This window comes from Streptomyces sp. MZ04 (assembly GCF_004684775.1).
Classification (GTDB): domain Bacteria; phylum Actinomycetota; class Actinomycetes; order Streptomycetales; family Streptomycetaceae; genus Streptomyces.
The window spans coordinates 1-19,129 of sequence record NZ_SRIC01000159.1 but is presented as its reverse complement, the minus strand read 5'-3'; the positions used below and the strand labels follow the sequence as shown (position 1 = coordinate 19,129).

Annotated in this window: 17 protein-coding genes and 1 pseudogene; 10 read left to right on the top strand and 8 right to left on the bottom strand. The window is 72.5% G+C overall.

Annotated elements, in window-relative coordinates; translation table 11 throughout:
* Nucleotides 1-4 precede the first annotated feature (4 nt).
* Nucleotides 5-742: an ABC transporter permease gene (locus E2651_RS27560; protein WP_209446260.1), complete on the bottom strand. Its 738-nt coding sequence runs from the start codon at nt 740-742 to the stop codon at nt 5-7.
* Nucleotides 743-744: 2 nt separating this feature from the next.
* Complete coding sequence (locus tag E2651_RS27555) at nt 745-1,677, bottom strand: ATP-binding cassette domain-containing protein (protein WP_135333935.1); 933 nt, start codon at nt 1,675-1,677, stop codon at nt 745-747.
* 108 nt (nt 1,678-1,785) lie between these two features.
* Here E2651_RS27555 and E2651_RS27550 point away from each other — a divergent pair, with 108 nt between their 5' ends.
* The 3 genes from E2651_RS27550 (at nt 1,786) to E2651_RS27540 (ending at nt 4,956) form a co-directional block, all read left to right on the top strand.
* The gene (locus tag E2651_RS27550) at nt 1,786-3,000 is read left to right on the top strand and encodes a histidine kinase (protein WP_135333934.1); all 1,215 of its coding nucleotides are present in this window, start codon (nt 1,786-1,788) and stop codon (nt 2,998-3,000) included.
* A gap of 14 nt (nt 3,001-3,014) precedes the next feature.
* Complete coding sequence (locus E2651_RS27545; protein ID WP_135333933.1) at nt 3,015-3,677, top strand: response regulator transcription factor; 663 nt, start codon at nt 3,015-3,017, stop codon at nt 3,675-3,677.
* 121 nt (nt 3,678-3,798) lie between these two features.
* Nucleotides 3,799-4,956, top strand: a complete 1,158-nt coding sequence (locus E2651_RS27540) for an ROK family transcriptional regulator (RefSeq protein ID WP_135333932.1) — start codon at nt 3,799-3,801, stop codon at nt 4,954-4,956.
* 184 nt (nt 4,957-5,140) lie between these two features.
* Here E2651_RS27540 and E2651_RS27535 read toward each other — a convergent pair whose 3' ends face one another.
* Both E2651_RS27535 and sigJ read right to left on the bottom strand, forming a co-directional pair.
* Nucleotides 5,141-5,902 carry a GntR family transcriptional regulator gene (locus tag E2651_RS27535; RefSeq protein WP_135333931.1) on the bottom strand — a complete coding sequence of 254 codons (762 nt, stop codon included), beginning with the start codon at nt 5,900-5,902 and terminating at the stop codon, nt 5,141-5,143.
* Nucleotides 5,903-6,169: 267 nt separating this feature from the next.
* Entirely contained in the window at nt 6,170-7,060 is an 891-nt protein-coding gene (sigJ, locus tag E2651_RS27530) for an RNA polymerase sigma factor SigJ (RefSeq protein ID WP_135333930.1), read from the bottom strand.
* A 163-nt stretch (nt 7,061-7,223) separates the two neighbouring features.
* Here sigJ and E2651_RS27525 point away from each other — a divergent pair, with 163 nt between their 5' ends.
* Nucleotides 7,224-8,069 (top strand): alpha/beta fold hydrolase, encoded by an 846-nt coding sequence (locus tag E2651_RS27525; RefSeq protein ID WP_135333929.1) that lies wholly within the window; start codon nt 7,224-7,226, stop codon nt 8,067-8,069.
* Nucleotides 8,070-8,093: 24 nt separating this feature from the next.
* Here E2651_RS27525 and E2651_RS27520 read toward each other — a convergent pair.
* Nucleotides 8,094-8,930 (bottom strand): annotated as a pseudogene (locus E2651_RS27520) (DMT family transporter); the annotation flags it as partial.
* 172 nt (nt 8,931-9,102) lie between these two features.
* On the opposite strand from E2651_RS27520, the gene E2651_RS27515 reads away from it, so the two are divergent.
* Complete coding sequence (locus E2651_RS27515; RefSeq protein WP_245239268.1) at nt 9,103-10,521, top strand: PLP-dependent aminotransferase family protein; 1,419 nt, start codon at nt 9,103-9,105, stop codon at nt 10,519-10,521.
* On the opposite strand, the gene E2651_RS27510 is transcribed toward E2651_RS27515, so the two are convergent.
* Complete coding sequence (locus E2651_RS27510; RefSeq protein WP_135333927.1) at nt 10,479-10,889, bottom strand: VOC family protein; 411 nt, start codon at nt 10,887-10,889, stop codon at nt 10,479-10,481. The genes E2651_RS27515 and E2651_RS27510 overlap by 43 nt on opposite strands.
* Before the next feature lie 311 nt (nt 10,890-11,200).
* Between E2651_RS27510 and E2651_RS27505 the strand changes: the two genes are divergently transcribed.
* Together E2651_RS27505 and E2651_RS27500 are read left to right on the top strand one after the other, a co-directional pair.
* Nucleotides 11,201-12,784: an alkaline phosphatase D family protein gene (locus tag E2651_RS27505; RefSeq protein WP_135333926.1), complete on the top strand. Its 1,584-nt coding sequence runs from the start codon at nt 11,201-11,203 to the stop codon at nt 12,782-12,784.
* Nucleotides 12,785-12,949: 165 nt separating this feature from the next.
* Nucleotides 12,950-14,389, top strand: a complete 1,440-nt coding sequence (locus E2651_RS27500) for a GNAT family N-acetyltransferase (RefSeq protein ID WP_245239267.1) — start codon at nt 12,950-12,952, stop codon at nt 14,387-14,389.
* Here E2651_RS27500 and E2651_RS27495 read toward each other — a convergent pair.
* The gene (locus E2651_RS27495; RefSeq protein WP_135333925.1) at nt 14,361-15,596 is read right to left on the bottom strand and encodes a PLP-dependent transferase; all 1,236 of its coding nucleotides are present in this window, start codon (nt 15,594-15,596) and stop codon (nt 14,361-14,363) included. The two genes, E2651_RS27500 and E2651_RS27495, sit on opposite strands and share 29 nt — an antisense overlap.
* 60 nt (nt 15,597-15,656) lie before the next feature.
* On the opposite strand from E2651_RS27495, the gene E2651_RS27490 reads away from it, so the two are divergent.
* Nucleotides 15,657-16,169 carry an Lrp/AsnC family transcriptional regulator gene (locus E2651_RS27490; protein ID WP_135333924.1) on the top strand — a complete coding sequence of 171 codons (513 nt, stop codon included), beginning with the start codon at nt 15,657-15,659 and terminating at the stop codon, nt 16,167-16,169.
* Nucleotides 16,170-16,204: 35 nt separating this feature from the next.
* A complete protein-coding gene (locus E2651_RS27485) occupies nt 16,205-17,908 on the top strand; it encodes a DUF885 domain-containing protein (RefSeq protein ID WP_135333923.1) in 1,704 nt (567 codons plus the stop codon).
* A gap of 65 nt (nt 17,909-17,973) precedes the next feature.
* Here the strand turns inward: E2651_RS27485 and E2651_RS27480 are convergent, their stop codons facing one another.
* The gene (locus tag E2651_RS27480; RefSeq protein ID WP_135333922.1) at nt 17,974-18,477 is read right to left on the bottom strand and encodes a rhodanese-like domain-containing protein; all 504 of its coding nucleotides are present in this window, start codon (nt 18,475-18,477) and stop codon (nt 17,974-17,976) included.
* 174 nt (nt 18,478-18,651) lie between these two features.
* Between E2651_RS27480 and E2651_RS27475 the strand changes: the two genes are divergently transcribed.
* Complete coding sequence (locus E2651_RS27475; RefSeq protein ID WP_135333921.1) at nt 18,652-19,098, top strand: Lrp/AsnC family transcriptional regulator; 447 nt, start codon at nt 18,652-18,654, stop codon at nt 19,096-19,098.
* The last annotated feature ends 31 nt before the right edge of the window (nt 19,099-19,129 follow it).

Below are 19,129 nucleotides of genomic sequence, written 5' to 3'. Positions count from 1 at the left end.
CGTCTCACGCGTCGCGCCGCCGCACCGCCCACCATCCGGCGAGCAGCGCGGCCGCCGCCCACGCCGCCGAGACGGCAAGTCCCGCCCAGGGGCCGAGCGTTCCCGTCGGGTCCTCGTGGAGCACCTGCTGCCCCGCCTGGTCGGGCAGGTAGCCGGCGACTCCGCTCGCTACGTCCCCGACCACGAAGGACACGATGAGCGTGAACGGGATGAGGATGCTCAGTACGGCGACTCCGCTGCGCAGCACCATGGTCAGTCCCGCCGCGAGCAGCGCCATCAGAGCGAGGTAGATACCGCCGCCGACGCACGCGCGCACCGCCCCGTCATGGCCGAGGCCGATGGCCGCGTCCCCCATGAAGGCCTGCCCGGACAGGAACGCCGCGAAGCTGGTGACGATCCCCGTGCCCAGGGCGAGCGCGCCCACCACCGCGACCTTGGCGCCGTAGAAGAGCCCTCTCCTCGGCACCGCGGCGAGCGAGATCCGCAGGGCGCCGTTCAGGAACTCGGAGGACATGGCCGTCGTACCGAAGCTGATGGCCGCGATCTGGCCGAAGTTGAGCGCGTAGAACGCCCCGAAGAGCGGTTCGAAGTCGGCGTTGTCCGACTCGGCCTCGCCGACCGCGGCGAACGCGAGGACCGTGATGGCCACGGTGGCGACGAAGACGGAGATCAGCGAGCCGAGGCTGGCCCGCACTGACTTGATCTTGATCCACTCCGAGTGGAGCACGGCGGTCGTCGACATGGTCAGGCCTCCTGGCGGGGCTTGGGGGCGGCGGCCGCGAACTCGGTGTCACCGGCCGTGAGGGAGAGGTAGGCCTGCTCCAAGGAGGCCTGCTCGTCGGAGAGTTCGAGGATGGGGATGCCGTGCCCGGCCGCGATCGACCCGATCTCCTCGGCCTTCACGCCGTCGACGGTCCAGCGGCCGTCGTCCCCCGCCACCAACGCGTGCCCCTTTCCAGCCAGTACGTCGCGCAGGCGGTCGTGCTCCGGAGTGCGCAGCCGGACCCTGGGCCTGCTGTGGGCCTCGATGAAATCCCGCATCGAGGTGTCGGCGAGCAGCTTTCCCCTGCCGAGGACGACGAGGTCGTCGGCGAACGTGGCCGTCTCGTTCATCAGGTGGCTGGAGACCAGGACCGTGCGGCCCTCGCGGGCGAGGCCGCGCATCAACTCGCGGATCCAGATGATGCCTTCGGGGTCCAGGCCGTTGGACGGCTCGTCCAGGAGCACGACGCGCGGGTCGCCGAGCAGCGCGCCCGCGATGCCCAGGCGCTGGCGCATGCCCAGGGAGTACGTCTTGATCCGGCGGCCTGCCACCTTGGTGAGCCCCGTCTCCTCCAGGACCTCGTCCACGCGGCGCGCGGCGATGCGGTTGCTGACGGCGAGGGCGAGGAGGTGGTTGCGTGCGGTGCGCGAGCCGTGGGCGGCCTGGGCGTCGAGCAGCGCCCCTACGTGGCGCAGGGGTTCGTCGAGCGACGCGTAGGGGCGGCCGCCGACCGTGGCGGTGCCCGAGGTGGGCCGGTCGAGGCCGAGGAGGAGGCGCATGGTGGTGGACTTGCCGGCGCCGTTGGGGCCGAGGAATCCGGTGACCCGGCCCGGCCGGACGGTGAACGTCAGTCCGTCGACCGCGCGGGTGGTGCCGTACTCCTTGGTGAGCTCTTGGACGTCGATGCTGGTCATGGGCCAAGCCTCGCGGCCGGGGCGGCACCGGGGCTTCCCCCGCCCGGGGATTCCCTCTCCCCCTCACGGGGGAGCCGTGCGCCGCTTCCCGCCTGACACGATGGCGGGATGCCCCGCTTCTTCAGGCCTCTCACGCGCGCCGTCACGTACACCCGGTGGCTGCATATGCTCATCGGCGCGGGCATGTCCCTGATCTGCGCGTTCGTCTTCCCCGGCGTGGTCAAGCCCTCGTTCGGCGACTGGATACTGATCGTGGTGCTGCCCATTCCGCTGGTCGCCTCGGCGGCCCTGGTGCCCGCCATGCGCCGGGCGGAGGGGCTCCAGGCGCGGCTGATGCTCATTCCCGGGCAGCACGCGCGCGTGAAGGGCGGTGGTGAGGACTCCGGCATCTCCGTGACGCCCTCTGCTTCATGGAGCGACCGCGGGAGGACCGCGGTGTGGCTCGTGCTGCGACTGGAGGCGGGGTGCGCGGCCTCGTTCGTCACCCTCCAGTGTCTGGGGTCCGCCCTGGCCCTGCTGGGAGCGTCGACGGAACCTCCGCAGACCTCCGGCCTGCTCGTCCCGCTGCCCGGACAGGGCTGGGCCAACGCGCTGCTCGTGCCGATCCCCCTCATGGTGCTCATGGCGGTGGTCGTGGTGGCGGGCCGGCTGATGACCGCCGCCGCCCGCAGGCTGCTCGGCCCCTCGCCCTCCGAGCGGCTTGCCGCCCTGGAGGAGCGAACGGAGCAGCTCCTCGAACGCACCCGGATCGCGCGGGAGCTGCACGACTCCATCGGTCACGCGCTGACCGTCGCGGTCGTCCAGGCGGGCGCCGCGCGGGCCGCCGCCGACCCCGAGTTCACCGACCGCGCCCTCGACGCGATCGAGGAGACCGGCAGGGCCGCCCTCGAAGACCTGGAGCGGGTCCTGCGGGTGCTGCGCGAGGACGAGCGGCCCGCGAGCGGGCGCCCGACGCTCGCCGACGCCGAACGCCTCCTGGAGTCCGCGCGCGCCTCGGGAGCGAAGGTCGACACCGAGGTGACGGGCCCTCTGGAGAGCGTCCCCGGACCGGTGTCCCGGGAGGGCTATCGCATGCTCCAGGAGTCCCTCACCAATGTGCTGCGCCACTGCGGTCCGGTCCCGGTGCGGGTGCGGATCTCGGTGGACGACGGGGTCCTCGGCATGGACGTACGCAACGCGCTGCCCGCCGGAACACCGGCGACCGGCCGGGGCGGCAGCGGTCTTCGCGGTATCCGTGAGCGGGCCACGCTGCTCGGCGGGCGGGCCACCACGGGCCCGTGCGACGGCGGATGGCAGGTGCACGTCGAACTGCCGCTGGGGTGATCTACGCTGGCCGGATGCCGGTCACAGTGCTCCTGGTCGACGACGAACCCCTCGTACGCACGGGTCTGCGCGCCGTTCTGGAGGCGCAGCCCGACATCGAGGTGGTCGGCGAGGCGGCCGACGGCGCCGCGGTGATCCCCCTGGTGCGGCAACTGCGGCCCGACGTGGTCGCCATGGACGTGCGCATGCCGCTGCTCGACGGCATCGAGGCCACCCGTGCGGTGCTTCGCACGGTGCAGGACCCGCCGAAGATCCTCGTGGTGACGACCTTCGAGAACGACGAGTACGTGTACGAGGCGCTGCGCGCGGGCGCCGACGGTTTCCTGCTCAAGCGCGCCCGTCCCGCCGAGATCGTGCACGCGGTGCGTCTTGTCGCGGAGGGCGAGTCGCTGCTGTTCCCGGCCGCGGTACGGCAGCTCGCGGGCGAGTACGGGCGGCGTCCCGGCAACGCGGCGGCCCGGGACGCGCTCGACCGGGCGGCGCTGACCGACCGCGAGGCGGACGTGCTGCGGCTGATGGCGCGCGGCCTGTCGAACGCGGAGATCGCCGCGGAGCTGATCGTCGGCGCCGAGACGGTCAAATCCCATGTGAGTTCCGTGCTCGGGAAGCTGGGTGCCCGCGACCGGACGCAGGCGGTGATCACCGCGTACGAATCCGGTTTCGTCGCGCCCGGATGAGGGGCTCCCGGATGAGGGCCGACGACCGGCACTCTCCGTATCGGACGGGCCCGGCACTCGCAGGGGCCCGCCCCGGCGAGTACGATCCGCCCATCATGCGCACGAGCTGGGAGGACGGACGTTGGGGCGGCTGACCGGCGGGGACCCCTCTCTGCTGCGGCGGATCAACTCCGCGGTGGTGCTGCACGCGCTGCGTGCGGCGGACTTCGCGACACTCACCGAGATCACCCGGGTGACCGGCCTGTCCAGGCCCACCGTCGAGGGGGTCGTCGAGGGGCTCATCGAGGCCGGGCTCGTGGTGGAGACCGCCGCCGAGGAGGGCGCTGCCCGACGTCAGGGGCGGCCCGCGCGGAGGTTCCGGTTCCGCGCCGAGGCGGGGCATCTGCTCGGCCTGGAGATCGGCCCGCACCGGGTGGCCGCGGTGTTGTCGGACCTCGACGGCCGGGTGATGGGCACGACGGCCAAGGACGTGGACGAGACGGCCCCCGCGGACGAGCGCATCGAGCGCCTGCGCACGGCGGTCGCGGACCTTCTGCGCCGCGCCGGGATCGCCCGCAGCTCGCTCCGCGCGGTCGGCGTGGGCAGCCCCGGCATCGTCGAGGCGGACGGCACGGTCCGGCTCGGCACCGCGCTTCCGGAGTGGACGGGACTGCCCCTGGGCGAGCGCCTCCGCCGGTCGTTCAAGTGCCCGGTCCTGGTGGAGAACGACGCCAACACGGCGGCCGTCGCCGAACACTGGAAGGGCGCGGCAGCCGAGGTCGACGACGTCGTTTTCGTTCTCGCCGGGCTCAGCCCGGGAGCCGGCGCGCTGATCGGCGGACGGCTGCACCGCGGCTACGGAGGCGCGGCCGGCGAGATCGGCGCCCTGCATCTGCTGGGCCGCGACGTCACCCCGGAGACGCTCCTCTCCACCACGGACGAGCCCCTGCACCCGCTGGACGAGCAGGCGGTGGCGGAGGTGTTCGCGCACGCACGCGAGGGCGACGAGCGGGCGCAGCAGGCCGTCGAGCGGTTCATCCAGCGCCTGGTGCACGATGTGGCGGCACTGGTTCTGGCCCTTGACCCCGAGCTGGTCGTGGTGGGCGGCTGGGCGGCGGGCCTGGACGGCGTACTGGAGCCACTGCGCCGCGAGTTGGCCCGCTACTGCCTGCGTCCGCCGCGCGTGGCACTGTCGATGCTGGGCGAGGCCGCGGTGGCGACGGGTGCGCTACGCCTGGCCCTCGACCATGTCGAGGAGCAACTGTTCGCGGTGGAGGGAACGGTCACGGCACGACGCTGAAGCCTGGCCTGCCCGGCGTCGTGTCGTGCGAGGCCGGGTCCTCCGGGCTCAGGGCGCGCGGCGCTGCGGGCCGTGGTGGATCCCGACGCCACGGCCATGCACCCCTCGGAGAATGAGCCGGGTCGCCACCACGCCCCAGCGAGGCCACTCGGCATCAGGCGCCCTGAAAACGCGCGGCCCGGACTCAGGACGCGCGGCGCTCCGGACCGTGGTGGATCTCGACGCCGCCCTCGTCGCCGAAGGTGAGCCGGCATGTGTCGGCTCGGTACGTCGCCACCGATACCGCGGCCGTGCGTCCCTCGGAGAAGAAGCGGGTCGTCACGACGAGGACCGGGGCTCCGGGGAGGCGGTCCAGGGCCTTGGCGTCGTCCGCGCGGGCCGAGCCGAGTTCGACCGCGCGGTCCTGTCCCTCGAAGCCGAGCCGCTGCAGTTCGCGCAGTACCGCACGCGCGCGTGCCGGGCCCGACGGGGCGTCGATGGCGGAGAGTTCGGGGACCGATGACATCGGCACGTAAAGGAGTTCGGCCGCCACGGGCTGGCCGTGCGAGACGCGCGTGCGCCGCACCACCTGCACCGACTCGTCGGGGAGGGACGCCAGCATCCGGGCCACATCCGCGGGCGGGACCGCCGGCGTGCAGTCCGCGGGCTGCCAGGCGTCGCCGACCGCGCCCGGCCACGTACCCTGCGCCGATCCGACGGCCACGCCCATCCGCGGCGGGGCGACGGTCGTGCCGACGCCGCGGCGCCGCTGCAGCCTGCCTTCCAGCTCCAGCTGCTCGAGCGCCTGGCGGAGCGTGGCGCGTGCGACACCGAACCGGGCGGCGAGATCACGTTCGTTGGGCAGGATCTCGCCCACGGCGAACTCGGAGTCGAGTGCCTCGGTGAGCACCGTCTTGAGGTGCCAGTACTTCGGCTCCGGCGCCGTTTCCAACTGCGTGGTCCCCACCCTGTCCTCCGCAATCGCCGTGTACCGGCGGCGTTTAAGCGCCCTTGTTTATTAAAGGTTCCTGCACTATCTCTGGCGACGATAGGCCCGCACCCACCCTTGGTCAAGACCAATCCTCGATCCGTCACAGCCCGCGCAGGGGTGCTGCCACAGAGCATTCACGCGATGTTGGCCCCGTGTCACACACTCGTAGCGAACAAGACAAAACCCCCGCCCTGAGTGGACGGGGGTTGGCCGGATGCCGCTACAGGGGGCGCTTATACGCCACTATGAGGCCAGAGAGATGAGCTTGTCCGGGTTACGCATGATGTACAGGTCCTTGATCTGGCCGTCGGCGACGTCCAGTTGGAAGACGACGTCCGGCTTTCCGTCGACCAGGCCGAGCAACGCACTGGCACCGTTGATCTCGACGAAGCGGAATTCGGCGTCCCCTCCGGCCGACAGCCCCTTGTGGGCCGCGCCGACGAGGAACCGGGCCACCTTGGCGGCCGTCTCGATGATGCGCAGGGGCGCCTTGGCCTTGCCGCCGCTGTCCCCCACCAGGCGGACGTCCGGGGCCAGCAGGGTCATCAGTCCGTCCAGGTCACCGTCCGCCGCCGCGGCCAGGAAGCGCTCCGTCAGGCCCCTGCGCTCGCCGGGGTCGACTTCGTAGCGAGGCCGCTTCTCGTCCACGTGCTTGCGGGCCCGCGCGGCGAGCTGCCGTACGGCCGCCTCGCCCCGGTCCAGCGTGACGGCGATCTCCGAGAACGGGAAACCGAAGGCCTCCCGGAGCACGAACACCGCCCGCTCCAGGGGCGAGAGGGACTCCAGGACGACCAGGACGGCGAGCGACACCGAGTCCGCGAGCACCGCCCGCTCGGCGGTGTCGGGGACGGTCGGCCCGAAGTCCGTGACCAGCGGCTCGGGCAGCCACGGCCCCACGTACGACTCGCGCCGGGACTGCACCTGCCGCAGCCGGTCGATGGCGAGGCGCGTCGTGACGCGCACCAAGTAGGCGCGCGGTTCGCGCACTTGCGCGTGGTCGGCCGTCGACCAGCGCAGCCAGGCGTCCTGCACCACATCCTCCGCGTCGGCCACCCGGCCGAGCATGCGGTAGGCCACGCCCATCAGGACGGGCCTGTGTTCTTCGAATTCGCTGGTCGCGGTGTCCGTTGCCACCCCTCCATCCCAGCCGACGAATCCCCCGCTGTCCAGGCGAAACGGGTGCGGCACAGGACACACCCCTTGAACTGGGAGCTACTGAGCGGTAATTGTTCCTGACAGGGTGTCTACAAGAAGTGTCTTAGGGAACCGTCGTCCAGCGGCGGGGACAGGAGCAGCAATGGCCGCAGAGGTGTCCTTCCGCGTCGAAACGTCCGACGGCCCCGGGGCGTTGTCCGTCGCTTACGAACGCGCCGGCACGGGAGAGCCGCTGCTCCTGCTGCACGGCATCGGCCACCACCTCCAGGCCTGGGACCCGGTGTTCGGCATTCTCGCCACGGAGTACGACGTCATCGCCGTGGACCTGCCGGGCTTCGGCGCGTCCCCCGCGCTGCCCGACGGTCTCGCGTACAACACCTCGACGGTGGTGTCCGCGCTCGGCGCACTGTGCGAGGCCCTGGAGATCGAGCGCCCGCACGTGGCGGGCAACTCGCTGGGCGGACTGCTCGCCCTGGAACTGGGCCGGGAGAAGCTCGTGCGCTCGGTCACCGCGCTCTCCCCCGCCGGGTTCTGGAGCCCTGCCGAGCGGCGGTACGCGTTCACCACGCTGCTCGCGATGCGGCACGGAGCACGGCTCCTTCCGCTGCCCGCGATCGAGCGGCTCGCGGCGACGGCCGCCGGGCGGGCGGCGCTGACCAGCACCATCTACGCCCGTCCCGGGCGCCGCTCACCCGAGGCCGTGGTCGCCGAGACGCTCGCGCTGCGCGGCGCCACGGGCTTCGAGGAGACCCTGGCCGCCGGTCGTGACGTGCTCTTCTCCGACGACGTACCCGGCCTTCCGGTCACCGTCGCCTGGGGCGCCCGTGACCGGATCCTGCTGCGCCGCCAGGGCATCCGGGCCAAGCACACGGTCCCCGACGCCCGTCTTGTGCGGCTGCCCGGCTGCGGGCACGTCCCGATGAACGACGATCCGGCCCTCGTCGCGCGGGTCATCACCGACACCTGCCGCCGCGCCACGGCCGCGTAGGACTCCCGAGCCCAGGGCGACACCGGCGCCGACCAGCGCGCTTCCCACGGCCTGCGGGACGCCGTAGGTGCCGGTGCCGACCAGGGGTGCCGTGCAGGCCGCCGCGACGGGAATGAGGCCGGAGAAGAGGGTGGCCCGCTCGGCGCCGATGCGCTGGATGCCCGAGTACCAGCAGACGAACCCGATGACGGTGACGATCGCCGCCTGCCACAGCAGCGCCGCCGCCTCGGTGCGGTCGGGCACCCGCAGCCACCCGCCTCCGTCGAACACGACCCCGATCGCGGCGGACTCGAGCGCGGCGATCCCGCACACCGAGGCGGAGAGCAGCTTCGGGCCCAGCGGCCGCAGGACGGGGACGGCGAGCACCGCGAACCCGACCTCGCCCGCGAGCGCGCCCACCGAGAAGACGAGGCCCACCGCATCGGTGCGGCCCCACCCCTGCACGGTGAAGGCACCAGCGGCGACGATCAACGCGCCGTGCATGACGGCTCGTTGCGGGCGGCGGCCCTCCAGGAGCGGCACGATGACGGCCACGACGACCGGAGCGCACCCTACGAGGACACCCGGTACGGCCGGTTCCGCCGTGCGTTCGGCGGCGAGGATCGCCAGGTTGAAGCCGACCATGCCGACGGCCGCCAGGAGCGCGAGGCGCCCCCACTGGCGGGGCGTGAGACGGCGCAGCGGGCGGGTGCCGCCGCGTCCGAGCAGCAGCAGGAGGAGCAGGCAGGCCAGGGCGTAGCGGAGGAACTGGCCACCCGCGTACGGGTAGTCGCCGAGGAGGCTGTTGGCGGTGAAGGAGCCGCCGACGAGCAGGCAGGCGAGGGCGGCGAGCAGGGAGCCGCGGGTGAGGTTCGCGTTCATGCCCCTGACGCTAGGAACGGACGCGGACCGGTTTAAGGTCCACTTCCGGGGTCTGTTGGGGGACCACTTTGCGGCTCAGGAGGTGCGGGTACCGGTGGCATCGGGTTCGGGCGGCGAGGGCGGCGAGGGTGCCGAGGCCGCGCGCACAGCTCCGGGCACCCCGGCGTGGGAGCTGCTGCTGCCCGCCGCGGCCGCGCCCGCCCGGAGCCGTGGCCGCAGCCTCCAGTCGGCGCTGCGTGACGCGGTCAGGTCCGGGCGGCTCGCTCCGGGGACGCGGCTGCCGTCGAGCCGTGCGCTCGCCGCCGATCTGGGTGTCTCGCGGGGTCTTGTCACGGAGGCGTACGAGCAGCTGACGGCCGAGGGCTATCTGCGCAGCGACCGCGGGGCGGGGACGTGGGTGGGCGGCGCGGCGCGCGCGGCCGAGCGCGGGGCGCGCGATCTGGCTCCCCGTCCGGTCCACGCGCGCGTGGACTTCATCGCCGGGACTCCCGACCTGTCCCTGTTCCCTCGCTCGGCATGGGCGGCCGCGCACCGCGGCGTCCTTGCCGATCTGGCGCACGACCAGCTCGGCTACCCGGACCCGCGCGGCCTGCCCCGGCTGCGCACGGCACTGGCCGAACTCCTGACGCGGCGCCGGGGCGTGGTCGCCGACCCGGAGGGCATCGTGGTGTGCTCCGGAGTGGCCCAGGCGATGGCGCTCATCGGGTTCGTGCTGCACGCGCGCGGGGTGCGCACCGTCGGCGTCGAGGACCCCGGAAGCCCGCAGCACGACGAGCTGTTCGCGTCCGCGGGCGTCTCGACGGTGCCGGTGCCGCTCGACGACGAGGGTGTCCTCACCGGCGTACTGAGGGAACGGGGTGTGCGCGCGGTCGTCACCACGCCCGCCCATCAGTTCCCGCTCGGCATCGGGTACTCGGCCCGGCGGCGTGCCGAACTCCTCGACTGGGCCCGCGCCGTGGACGGTCTGGTCGTCGAGGACGACTACGACGGGGACTTCCGCTACGACCGCACCCCGGTGGGCGCGCTGCAAGGGCTCGACCCCGGACATGTCGCGTACACGGGCTCTGTCAGCAAGTCACTGGCTCCCGGGCTGCGTCTCGGCTGGCTGCTCGTGCCCGACGCGATGACCGAAGAGGTCGTCGCCCGCAAGCGCATGATGGACCTCGGCAATCCCGTGCTCGACCAGGCGCTGTTCGCGCGCCTGGTCGAACGCGGGGACTACGACCGGCAGTTGCGCCGCTGCCAGCGCGCCTACCGGGAGCGGCGTGACGCGCTGGTCGCGGCCCTCGCGGAGCACTTCCCCGGATCGGAGGTGAGCGGCATCGCCGCCGGACTCCATGTCATCGCCCGGCTGCCCGGCCGCTGGGGGCCGCAGGACGTCTTCCTGCGGCGTGCCGCGGCGGCCGGGGTCGCGGTGCGACCCCTGAGCGACTACGCGCACGCCGGCGAGGACGCGGCGCGGGGCCCGGGACTCGCGCTCGTCCTCGGCTACGCCCATCTGTCCCCCGCGCGGCTCGCCGAGGGGGTGCGGCTCCTTGCCGAAGCGGTTCAGGAGTTGGACCACGCGCGCGTGCAGAGCACCAGGCGGTAGCCGTCGGGGTCCTCGACGGTGACGCCCCACTCGTTCCAGTACGGATTGGGCGACTGGACGCGCTTGCCGCCGTGCTCCTCGAGGCGCGCCACCAGCTCGTCGGGGACGGGCCCGTCGAGGTAGACGACGAGCAGGTCCTCCTCGGTGGGGCGGGGCTCGACGGGGCGGGACGCCTCGTGGACGAGTTCCAGGTGCCAGGAGGCGTCAGGACCGCCGACCATGAGCAGGTCGTGCTCGCCGGGAGCGGAACCGCCGTTCGCCCGGTAGAGGACGTCGAGGCCGAGGCCGCCCACCCAGAAGCGCTCCGCCGCCGCGAGGTCGCGGGACGGACGGGCGACGCGGATGTGGCTCTGACCGTTGAACGGCATGGGGCTCCCCCTTCGCTGCGGCACGCTCGGCCGCGCACCGTGGGCACGCTCGGCCGCGCACCGCTGATGCGAGCGTAGCCAGCGGATGATCTTGCGGCCATCGGCCGTTCGGCCTCGGTCCGCCGGCCCAGGGACGTGGGCCGGGGACGTGGGCCGGGGACGTGGGCCGGGGGACGTAGGCCACGTTGTGTTCGCACACCGGTTCCCTTGTGCCCATGGGCAGTTGTTCACTTGTGGTTTGCGTGTGCGCCGCGGCGCACCGTTAGTTGTGGCCCTGCACACTGGTCGGACCTGTCACTGGAGGCTCATTCATGTCACACCCGATGCCGAGCCCGTCCCCTCGCCGCCGCAGTGTGCTGCGCAGCTCGCTCGCGCTGCCCGCGGCGCTCGCCGTGCCCGGTTTGGCCGGGGCCGCTCCCGCGCTCTCCCTTTCGGGACGGCCGCGGGCCCAGTGGGGCGTGCAGGCCGGTGACGTGACCGCGCACGCGGGCCTGGTGTGGGTGCGCTCCGACCGCCCGGCCCGCATGATCGTCGAGACCTCCGCCACCGAGTCGTTCCGCAACCCCACCCGCCGGCACGGCCCGGTGCTCGGCCCGGACACGGACTTCACGGGGACCACGCGGCTGCGCGGGCTGCCCGCGGGCGAGCAGATCCACTACCGCGTGGTGCTCGCCGACCCCGACGACCCGAGACGTACCGGCGAACCGGTCACCGGCACCTTCCGTACGTCGCCGAAGGGGCGCAAGGACGGTGTGCGCTTCCTGTGGTCGGGCGACATCGCGGGCCAGGGGTGGGGCATCAACCCGGACCGCGGCGGCTACCGCGTCTTCGAGGACATGCGCCGCAGGAACCCGGACTTCTTCCTGTGCAGCGGCGACAACATCTACGCCGACGGACCCATCCTGCCGAGCGTCACCCTGCCCGACGGCAGCGTCTGGCGGAACGTCACCACGGAGGAGAAGTCGAAGGTCGCCGAGACGCTCAAGGAGTTCCGCGGCGCCTTCCGCTACAACCTCCTCGACGAGAACCTGCGGCGCTTCAACGCGCAGGTGCCCTCCATCGTGCAGTGGGACGACCACGAGGTGCACAACAACTGGTACCCGGGGCAGATCCTGGACGACGCCCGCTACACGGAGAAGGACACCGACGTCCTCGCGGCGCGCTCGCTGCGGGCGTTCAGCGAGTACTTCCCCGTCTCGACGCTCCCGGCGGGCGACAAGGACGGTCGGGTGTACCGGGTGCTTCGGCACGGTCCGCTCCTGGACGTGTTCGTCCTGGACATGCGCTCGTACCGCAACGCCAACTCGCCCGGCAGGCAGCCCGACGACGTCACCGGCATCCTCGGCGCCGAGCAACTCAGCTGGCTGAAGCGGGAGTTGTCGCGCTCGCGCGCCGTGTGGAAGGTGATCGCGTCGGACATGCCGCTCGGTCTCGTCGTGCCCGACGGCAAGGTGAACTTCGAGGCGGTCGCCCAGGGCGATCCCGGCGCACCGCTCGGGCGGGAGCTGCAGATCGCCGAGCTGCTGCGGCACATCAAGCACCGCGGGATCACGGGGACGCTGTGGCTGACGGCCGATGTGCACTACACGTCGGCGCAGCGGTACGACCCCTCGCGGGCGGCGTTCAAGGACTTCGCGCCGTTCTGGGAGTTCGTGTCGGGGCCACTGGCCGCGGGCGGTTTCCAGGCACTGAAGCTCGACGGGACGTTCGGTCCCGAGCAGCGGTTCCTCAAGGCGCCGAACCGCGCCAACACCTCGCCCGCCGAGACGCCGCAGTACTTCGGCGAGGTCGACATCGACGGCGGGAGCGGTGAACTGACGGTGCGGCTGCGACAGGAGGGCGGCGAGGTGCTCTTCAGCAAGGTGCTGCAGCCGGGCCGGGTGGGACAGGACTGAGCGCAACCCGCGGACGGTCGGCCGGCGTCACCCAAGACGTCAGGTCCGGACCCGAAGCGGGAGTGAAGAGTCATCAAAGGGACAAAGGGCGTCTTAACCCATCAGTCACAAAGCGTTCGTGATCACGCAACACCCTTCCTTCAGAGTGAAGGTATGAGTGCTGACATGTCTGATGTGACCCGTACGAAGAACGGCCGTCCCGTGCACCACTGGCGGCGTGACCTGGTGGAGCTGGCCGCCCTCTTCACGGCCGTGGCCGTGGCCGACGCGGTGGCGAACCTGATCGGGCACGGCCCCGACGGCCCCGCCCTGCTGGTGATCTCGGCCGTGGTGCTGATCGCCACGGCCGGGTTCCACACATGGTGGGCACGGCGCCACAACCACGCCCCTCCGACGGCGGACGATACCGACGCCCGGCCGGCCGGGCACCCCACGGAACACTCCGCCGGAGCGACCGCACTGTGGCGGATGCGCACCACGGTGCGCGACGAACCGGGCTCCCTCGCCGCCCTGTGCACCGCCCTGGCGCACGGCCGGGTCGACATCCTCAGCCTGCAGGCGCACCCGCTGGCCGAGGGCACCGTGGACGAGTTCCTGCTGCGCGCGCCCGAGGAGCTCTCCGCGACCGAGATCACCCGGGGCGTCTCGCACGCGGGCGGCTCGGGCACCTGGATCGAGCGGGCGGACGCCCACGACCTGGTGGACGCCCCCACGCGCATCCTGGGCCTTGCCACCCGCACCGCCCTCGACGCCGCCGAACTGCCGCTCGCGCTGCGCCAGTTGCTGGGCCGCTGCACCATCCGTTCGCTGCCCGCCACGTCGCGGGACGCGGCCGCCATGTCGCGTGACTCGGCCGCCCCGGCGACGGACGCGACCGCCGACGGGGCGCCCGTCGAGGGCGTCCTGGACGGGACCGTGCTGCGCCTGCGGGCCCCGGAGGGCGAGGTGATCACGGTGGAGCGGCCGTATCTGCCGTTCACGCCCACCGAGTTCGCCCGCGCGCGTGCCCTGGTGGAGCTGGACACCCGGCTCGGCCCGCGCATCCCGCGCAGCCAGGACGTGCTGACGCTTGCCGAGGGCAACTCCATCACCGTGCGCCGGGCCGACACCGCCGACGTCGAGGCCGCCAAGGCCATGCACGACCGCTGCTCGGGACGCACCCTGAGCATGCGCTACCACGGCCCCGTACGCGACGCCGACCGCTACCTCAACCACCTGCTCAGCCCGCGCTTCGGCCGCACCCTGGCGGTGCAGACCGCGTCCGGCCGCATCGTGGGCGTCGGGCATCTCCTCTGGGACGGCGACGAGACGGAGATCGCGCTGCTCGTCGAGGACGAGTGGCAGCGCCGCGGCATCGGCACCGAACTCCTCGGCCGCCTGGTCGCCCTGGCGGTCGAGGCGGGCTGCGAGAGCGTGTACGCGGTGACGCAGGCGTCCAACACCGGCATGGTCGCCGCGATGCGCGGACTCGGCCTTCCGCTCGACTACCAGATCGAGGAGGGCACGCTGGTCATCACGGCCCGGCTCGACGCGACGCCGGTGGTCTCACGGCCGCCCTACGACCAGCCGCAGGACGTCAGCCTCGAGCCGCAGCGGGCCGAGTAGCGCCCACCGGCACACCCGAGGAAGCACCGGAGGAAGGGACCGGGCCGAGCGCCCTGTCGAGGTCCTGCCACAGGTCGTCGACGTCCTCGAGCCCGGCCGACAGGCGCAGCAGTCTTTCGCTGACGCCGGACGAGCGGCGGTCCGCCGGATCCACGACGCGATGGCTGATGGACGCCGGATGCTGGATGAGCGTATCCACGCTGCCGAGACTGACCGCCGGGGTGATCAGCCGCACCCCGGCGGTCACCGCGTGCGGGTCGCCGCGCACCTCGAAGGCGACCATGGCGCCGCCGATCCGCGGGTAGTGCACGCGCTCCACCCTCGGGTCGGCGGCAAGGCGGCGTGCCAGCTCCGCCGCGTTCGCGGAGGCGGCCCGCACCCGGACCGGCAGCGTGGCCAGGCCCCGCAGCAGCAGATAGCCGGCGAGCGGATGCAGCACCCCGCCGGTGGCGAACCGCACCTGGCGCAGCTGCCGCGCGAACTCCTCGTCGCACGCCACCACACCGCCAAGGACGTCGCCGTGACCACCCAGGTACTTGGTGGCGCTGTGCAGGACGAGCCGCGCCCCGCTCTCCACCGGACGCTGCAGCACCGGCGTCGCGAAGGTGTTGTCGGCGAGCAGCGGAACGGTCCCGCAGGCGTGGGCCACCGCGTCCAGGTCAAGTTCGGCGAGCGTCGGGTTCGCGGGCGACTCGACCATCACCAGGCCCGTGTCGGGCCGGATGGCGTCGGCTATCCCTGCCGGGTCGGCCCAGGTCACCTCGGAGCCGAGCAGCCCCGCCGTCAAGAGGTGATCACTGCACCCGTACAAGGGACGGACTGCGACGACATGCCGCAGACCAGCCGCGCCGCGCACGAGCAGGACCGCGGTCAGCGCCGCCATGCCGCTCGCGAAGGCGACCGCGCTCTCGGTGCCTTCAAGACGGGCGAGCGCGGTCTCGAACCGGGCCACGGTCGGGTTGGCGAGCCGCGCGTAGACGGGCGGCCCGTCGTCCAGGGCGCCGTCGGCGGCGAACGCGTCGATCCGCGCGGCCTCGCCCCGGGTGTCGTACGAGGGATACGTGGTGGACAGGTCGATCGGTGCGGCGTGCAGGCCGAGTCCCGCGAGGTCGTCGCGTCCGGCGTGCACCGCCTCGGTGGCCAGAGCGCGTGCCGCGGTCGGGGCGCGGTGGCCGGATCCGGTACGGGGTTCCGTGTTCGTGTCCATGCCGATGATGCTGAACAAAGACCGATGACCGGTCGTTGAATCCCGTGTTACGTTCGGCGAGTGGCTGAAACTGTCGTACTGGACGCGGTGGATCTCCGCATATTGCGGCTGTTGCAGAACGATGCCCGGACCACCTACCGCGATCTCGCGGTACAGGTCGGCGTCGCGCCGTCGACCTGCCTCGACCGGGTCTCCCGGCTGCGGCGCTCCGGTGTGATCCTCGGACATCAGCTGCGGCTCGATCCGGCGAAACTCGGCCGCGGCCTGGAGGCATTGCTCTCCGTACAGGTCCGGCCACACCGGCGTGAACTCGTCGGTCCGTTCGTGGAGCGGGTCAGGGCGCTGCCCGAGTCCCGCTCCGTCTTCCACCTCACGGGCCCCGACGACTATCTGGTGCACGTGGCGGTGGCCGACGCCGCAGATCTTCAGCGGCTCGTCCTGGACGAGTTCACCTCACGGCGCGAAGTGGCGCGCGTGGAGACGCGGTTGATCTTCCAGCAGTGGGAGTGCGGGCCGCTCCTTCCGCCGCGGTCCGAAGCCGCCGAGCCGGGGGAAGCCCGCGGCGAATCTTGATGACGCGGGCCGGTCCCGCGTACGAGTATGTCCGCATGTCAGACACGAAGCCCCCGGCCCAGAACCCGCTGCCGCGCCAGATCGCCGACGCGTACGTCGACGAGCTCATCGCCCTCAACCCGATCGAGGGCACCTACCTCGGCGTCACAGCGAGCCACAGCAAACTCCCTGACGCCTCCCCCGCCGGCCAGGAGGCCGTCGCCGAGCTGACCCGCACGACACTCGCCCGGCTCGACGAGGCCGAGCGCGCACCCGGCGCCGACAGCGACGCCGAACGGCGCTGCGCACGGCTGCTGCGCGAGCGGCTGACCGCCGAACTCGCCCTGCACGACACCGACGAGGGGCTGCGCGCGGTCGGCAATCTGCACACCTTCCCGCACGCCGTGCGGGAGATCTTCACCGTGACGCCCGCCGAGACGGAAGAGGACTGGGCGGCGATCGCCGAACGTCTGCGGGCGGTGCCCGCCGCGTACGCCGGATATCGCGCCTCGCTCGAACTCGGCCTGGAACGCAAGCTGTTCGCGGCGCCGCGCCCCACCGCCACCTTCATCGGACAGCTCGGCGAGTGGGCCACGTCCGGGGGCGAGGGCCGCGGCTGGTTCGAGGAGTTCGCCGCGGACGGCCCCGCGTCGCTGCGCGCCGGGCTCGACGCCGCCGCGCGCGCCGCCACCGAGGCCGTCGTCGCCCTGCGCGACTGGATGCGGGACGTCTACGCGCCCGCGATCGAGGGCGCCCCCGACACGGTGGGCCGGGAGCGCTACGGCCGCTTGTCGCGGCACTTCAACGGGACCGACCTGGACCTCGACGAGGCGTACGCGTACGGCTGGTCCGAGTTCCACCGGCTGCTTGCCGAGATGCGCGCCGAGGGCGAGAAGATCCTGCCGGGCGCGGCCACGCCGTGGGTGGTCCTCGCCCACCTCGACGAGCACGGCGCGCACATCGAGGGCGTGGACGAGGTCCGGGTCTGGCTCCAGGAGCTGATGGACGAGGCGATCGAGGCGCTGGACGGCACGCACTTCGAACTCGCCGAGCGGGTACGGAAGGTGGAGTCGCACATCGCGCCGCCGGGCGGCGCCGCCGCGCCGTACTACACGGGCCCGTCCGAGGACTTCTCGCGGCCGGGGCGGACCTGGCTGCCGACGATGGGCGAGACCCGCTTTCCCGTGTACGACCTGGTCTCCACCTGGTACCACGAGGGCGTGCCCGGCCATCACCTCCAGCTGGCCCAGTGGGCGCACGTCGCCGAGAACCTCTCCCGCTACCAGGCCACGCTCGGCATCGTCAGCGCCAACGCGGAGGGCTGGGCCCTGTACGCGGAGCGGCTCATGGACGAGCTCGGGTTCCTCACCGACGCGGAGCGCAGGCTCGGCTATCTGGACGCGCAGATGATGCGCGCGCTGCGGGTCATCGTCGACATCGGCATGCACCTGGACCTGGAGATCCCGGCGGACTCGCCCTTCCGCCCCGGCGAGCGCTGGACGCCCGACCTCGCGCAGGAGTTCTACGACGCGCACTGCAGTCGTCCCACGGACTACGTGGCCAGCGAGATGACCCGCTATCTCTCCATCCCCGGCCAGGCCATCGGCTACAAGCTGGGCGAGCGTGCCTGGCTCCTTGGCCGCGAGAACGCGCGGCGCCGCCTCGGCGACGCCTTCGACGCGAAGGCGTGGCACATGGCGGCGCTGTCGCAGGGTTCGCTGGGGCTTGACGATCTGGTGGACGAGTTGTCGGCGCTCTGAGGAGCGGCGGGTCCCGCCCTCAGCGGCGGCACCCGCCTTTTCAGAGTCGGCCCCGGCACCGCGCCTCAGCAGCCGCAGTCCTCCGCGTCCTCGGGCGCGGTGAGCGGGTCGGGGGCGCGGCGCTCGCTCCCCTCCCAGGTCTCGAACTCAAAGCCCTCGCGCGCCCAGTACTCGAAGCCGCCCAGCATCTCCTTGACCTGGAAGCCGAGTTCGGCGAGGGCGAGTGCGGCGCGGGTGGCGCCGTTGCAGCCGGGGCCCCAGCAGTAGGTGACCACGGGGACGGACTTGTCGAGGAGTTGCTCGGCCTGCTGCGGGATGAGCGCGGTGGGCAGGTGGATCGCGCCGGGGACGTGGCCCTGGTCCCAGCTCGCGGTCGACCGGGAGTCGATCACGACGAAGCCGGGGTCGCCGTCGGCGGCGAGTGCCGAGGCGACGTCGGACACGTCGGCGTGGAAGGCGAGGCTCGCGCCGAAGTACGCGGCGGCCGCGGCCGGAGACGCGGGCGGCACCCGCAGGACGGAGTTGGGGGCGGCGACTGCGGGGGTCGAGGTGTTCGTCGTAGTGCTCATGGCCAGAAATCTACGGTCGTAGCGGCCGTCTCGGAAGGGCTGATCCTCGGCGTACGGGCTGATCGGCCGGGGATTCCCCGGCACTTTCCGCACTGCGCCGCTCATTGCACAGCAGAAAGCCGTTCCCCGGTCAACCCCTTGATCGGCCGGGGAATCCCCTGTTACCTCTCAGGCATGACCGGTTATTCCACGGACGCCACCGACTGGCGCATCCTCGACGTCCTCCAGCGCGAGGGCCGCGCCAGCTATGCCGAGCTGGCACGGGCCGTCGCCATGTCCCCGAGCGCCGTGACCGAACGGGTCCGCCGGCTCGAGGAGGCGGGCGTGATCCAGGGGTACGCGGCCGTCGTGGACCCGGAGCGGCTCGGCCTGCCGATCCTCGCGTTCGTCCGCCTGCGCTATCCCAACGGCAATTACAAGCCGTTCCACGACCTGGTGGAGGTCACCCCGGAGATCCTCGAAGCGCACCACGTCACGGGCGACGACTGCTTCGTGATCAAGGTCGCGGCGCGCTCGATGAACCACCTGGAGGAGGTGGCGGGTCGGATCGGCGCGCTGGGGTCGGTGACCACGAGCGTCGTCTACTCCTCGCCGCTGCCGAGGCGCCCGCTGGGCCGCTGAGGCAGCCCCCGCCCCCTCCTGTCTCTTATAC

Bases quoted from the DNA above. Each gene is read 5' to 3' on its own strand.
- E2651_RS27475 (WP_135333921.1), top strand. From the start codon at position 18,652: ATGACCGGTTATTCCACGGACGCCACCGACTGGCGCATCCTCGACGTC.
- E2651_RS27480 (WP_135333922.1), bottom strand. From the start codon at position 18,477: ATGAGCACTACGACGAACACCTCGACCCCCGCAGTCGCCGCCCCCAAC.
- E2651_RS27500 (WP_245239267.1), top strand. From the start codon at position 12,950: ATGTCTGATGTGACCCGTACGAAGAACGGCCGTCCCGTGCACCACTGG.
- E2651_RS27555 (WP_135333935.1), bottom strand. From the start codon at position 1,677: ATGACCAGCATCGACGTCCAAGAGCTCACCAAGGAGTACGGCACCACC.
- E2651_RS27510 (WP_135333927.1), bottom strand. From the start codon at position 10,889: ATGCCGTTCAACGGTCAGAGCCACATCCGCGTCGCCCGTCCGTCCCGC.
- E2651_RS27560 (WP_209446260.1), bottom strand. From the start codon at position 742: ATGTCGACGACCGCCGTGCTCCACTCGGAGTGGATCAAGATCAAGTCA.
- E2651_RS27485 (WP_135333923.1), top strand. From the start codon at position 16,205: ATGTCAGACACGAAGCCCCCGGCCCAGAACCCGCTGCCGCGCCAGATC.
- E2651_RS27550 (WP_135333934.1), top strand. From the start codon at position 1,786: ATGCCCCGCTTCTTCAGGCCTCTCACGCGCGCCGTCACGTACACCCGG.
- E2651_RS27495 (WP_135333925.1), bottom strand. From the start codon at position 15,596: ATGGACACGAACACGGAACCCCGTACCGGATCCGGCCACCGCGCCCCG.
- E2651_RS27525 (WP_135333929.1), top strand. From the start codon at position 7,224: ATGGCCGCAGAGGTGTCCTTCCGCGTCGAAACGTCCGACGGCCCCGGG.
- E2651_RS27545 (WP_135333933.1), top strand. From the start codon at position 3,015: ATGCCGGTCACAGTGCTCCTGGTCGACGACGAACCCCTCGTACGCACG.
- E2651_RS27505 (WP_135333926.1), top strand. From the start codon at position 11,201: ATGTCACACCCGATGCCGAGCCCGTCCCCTCGCCGCCGCAGTGTGCTG.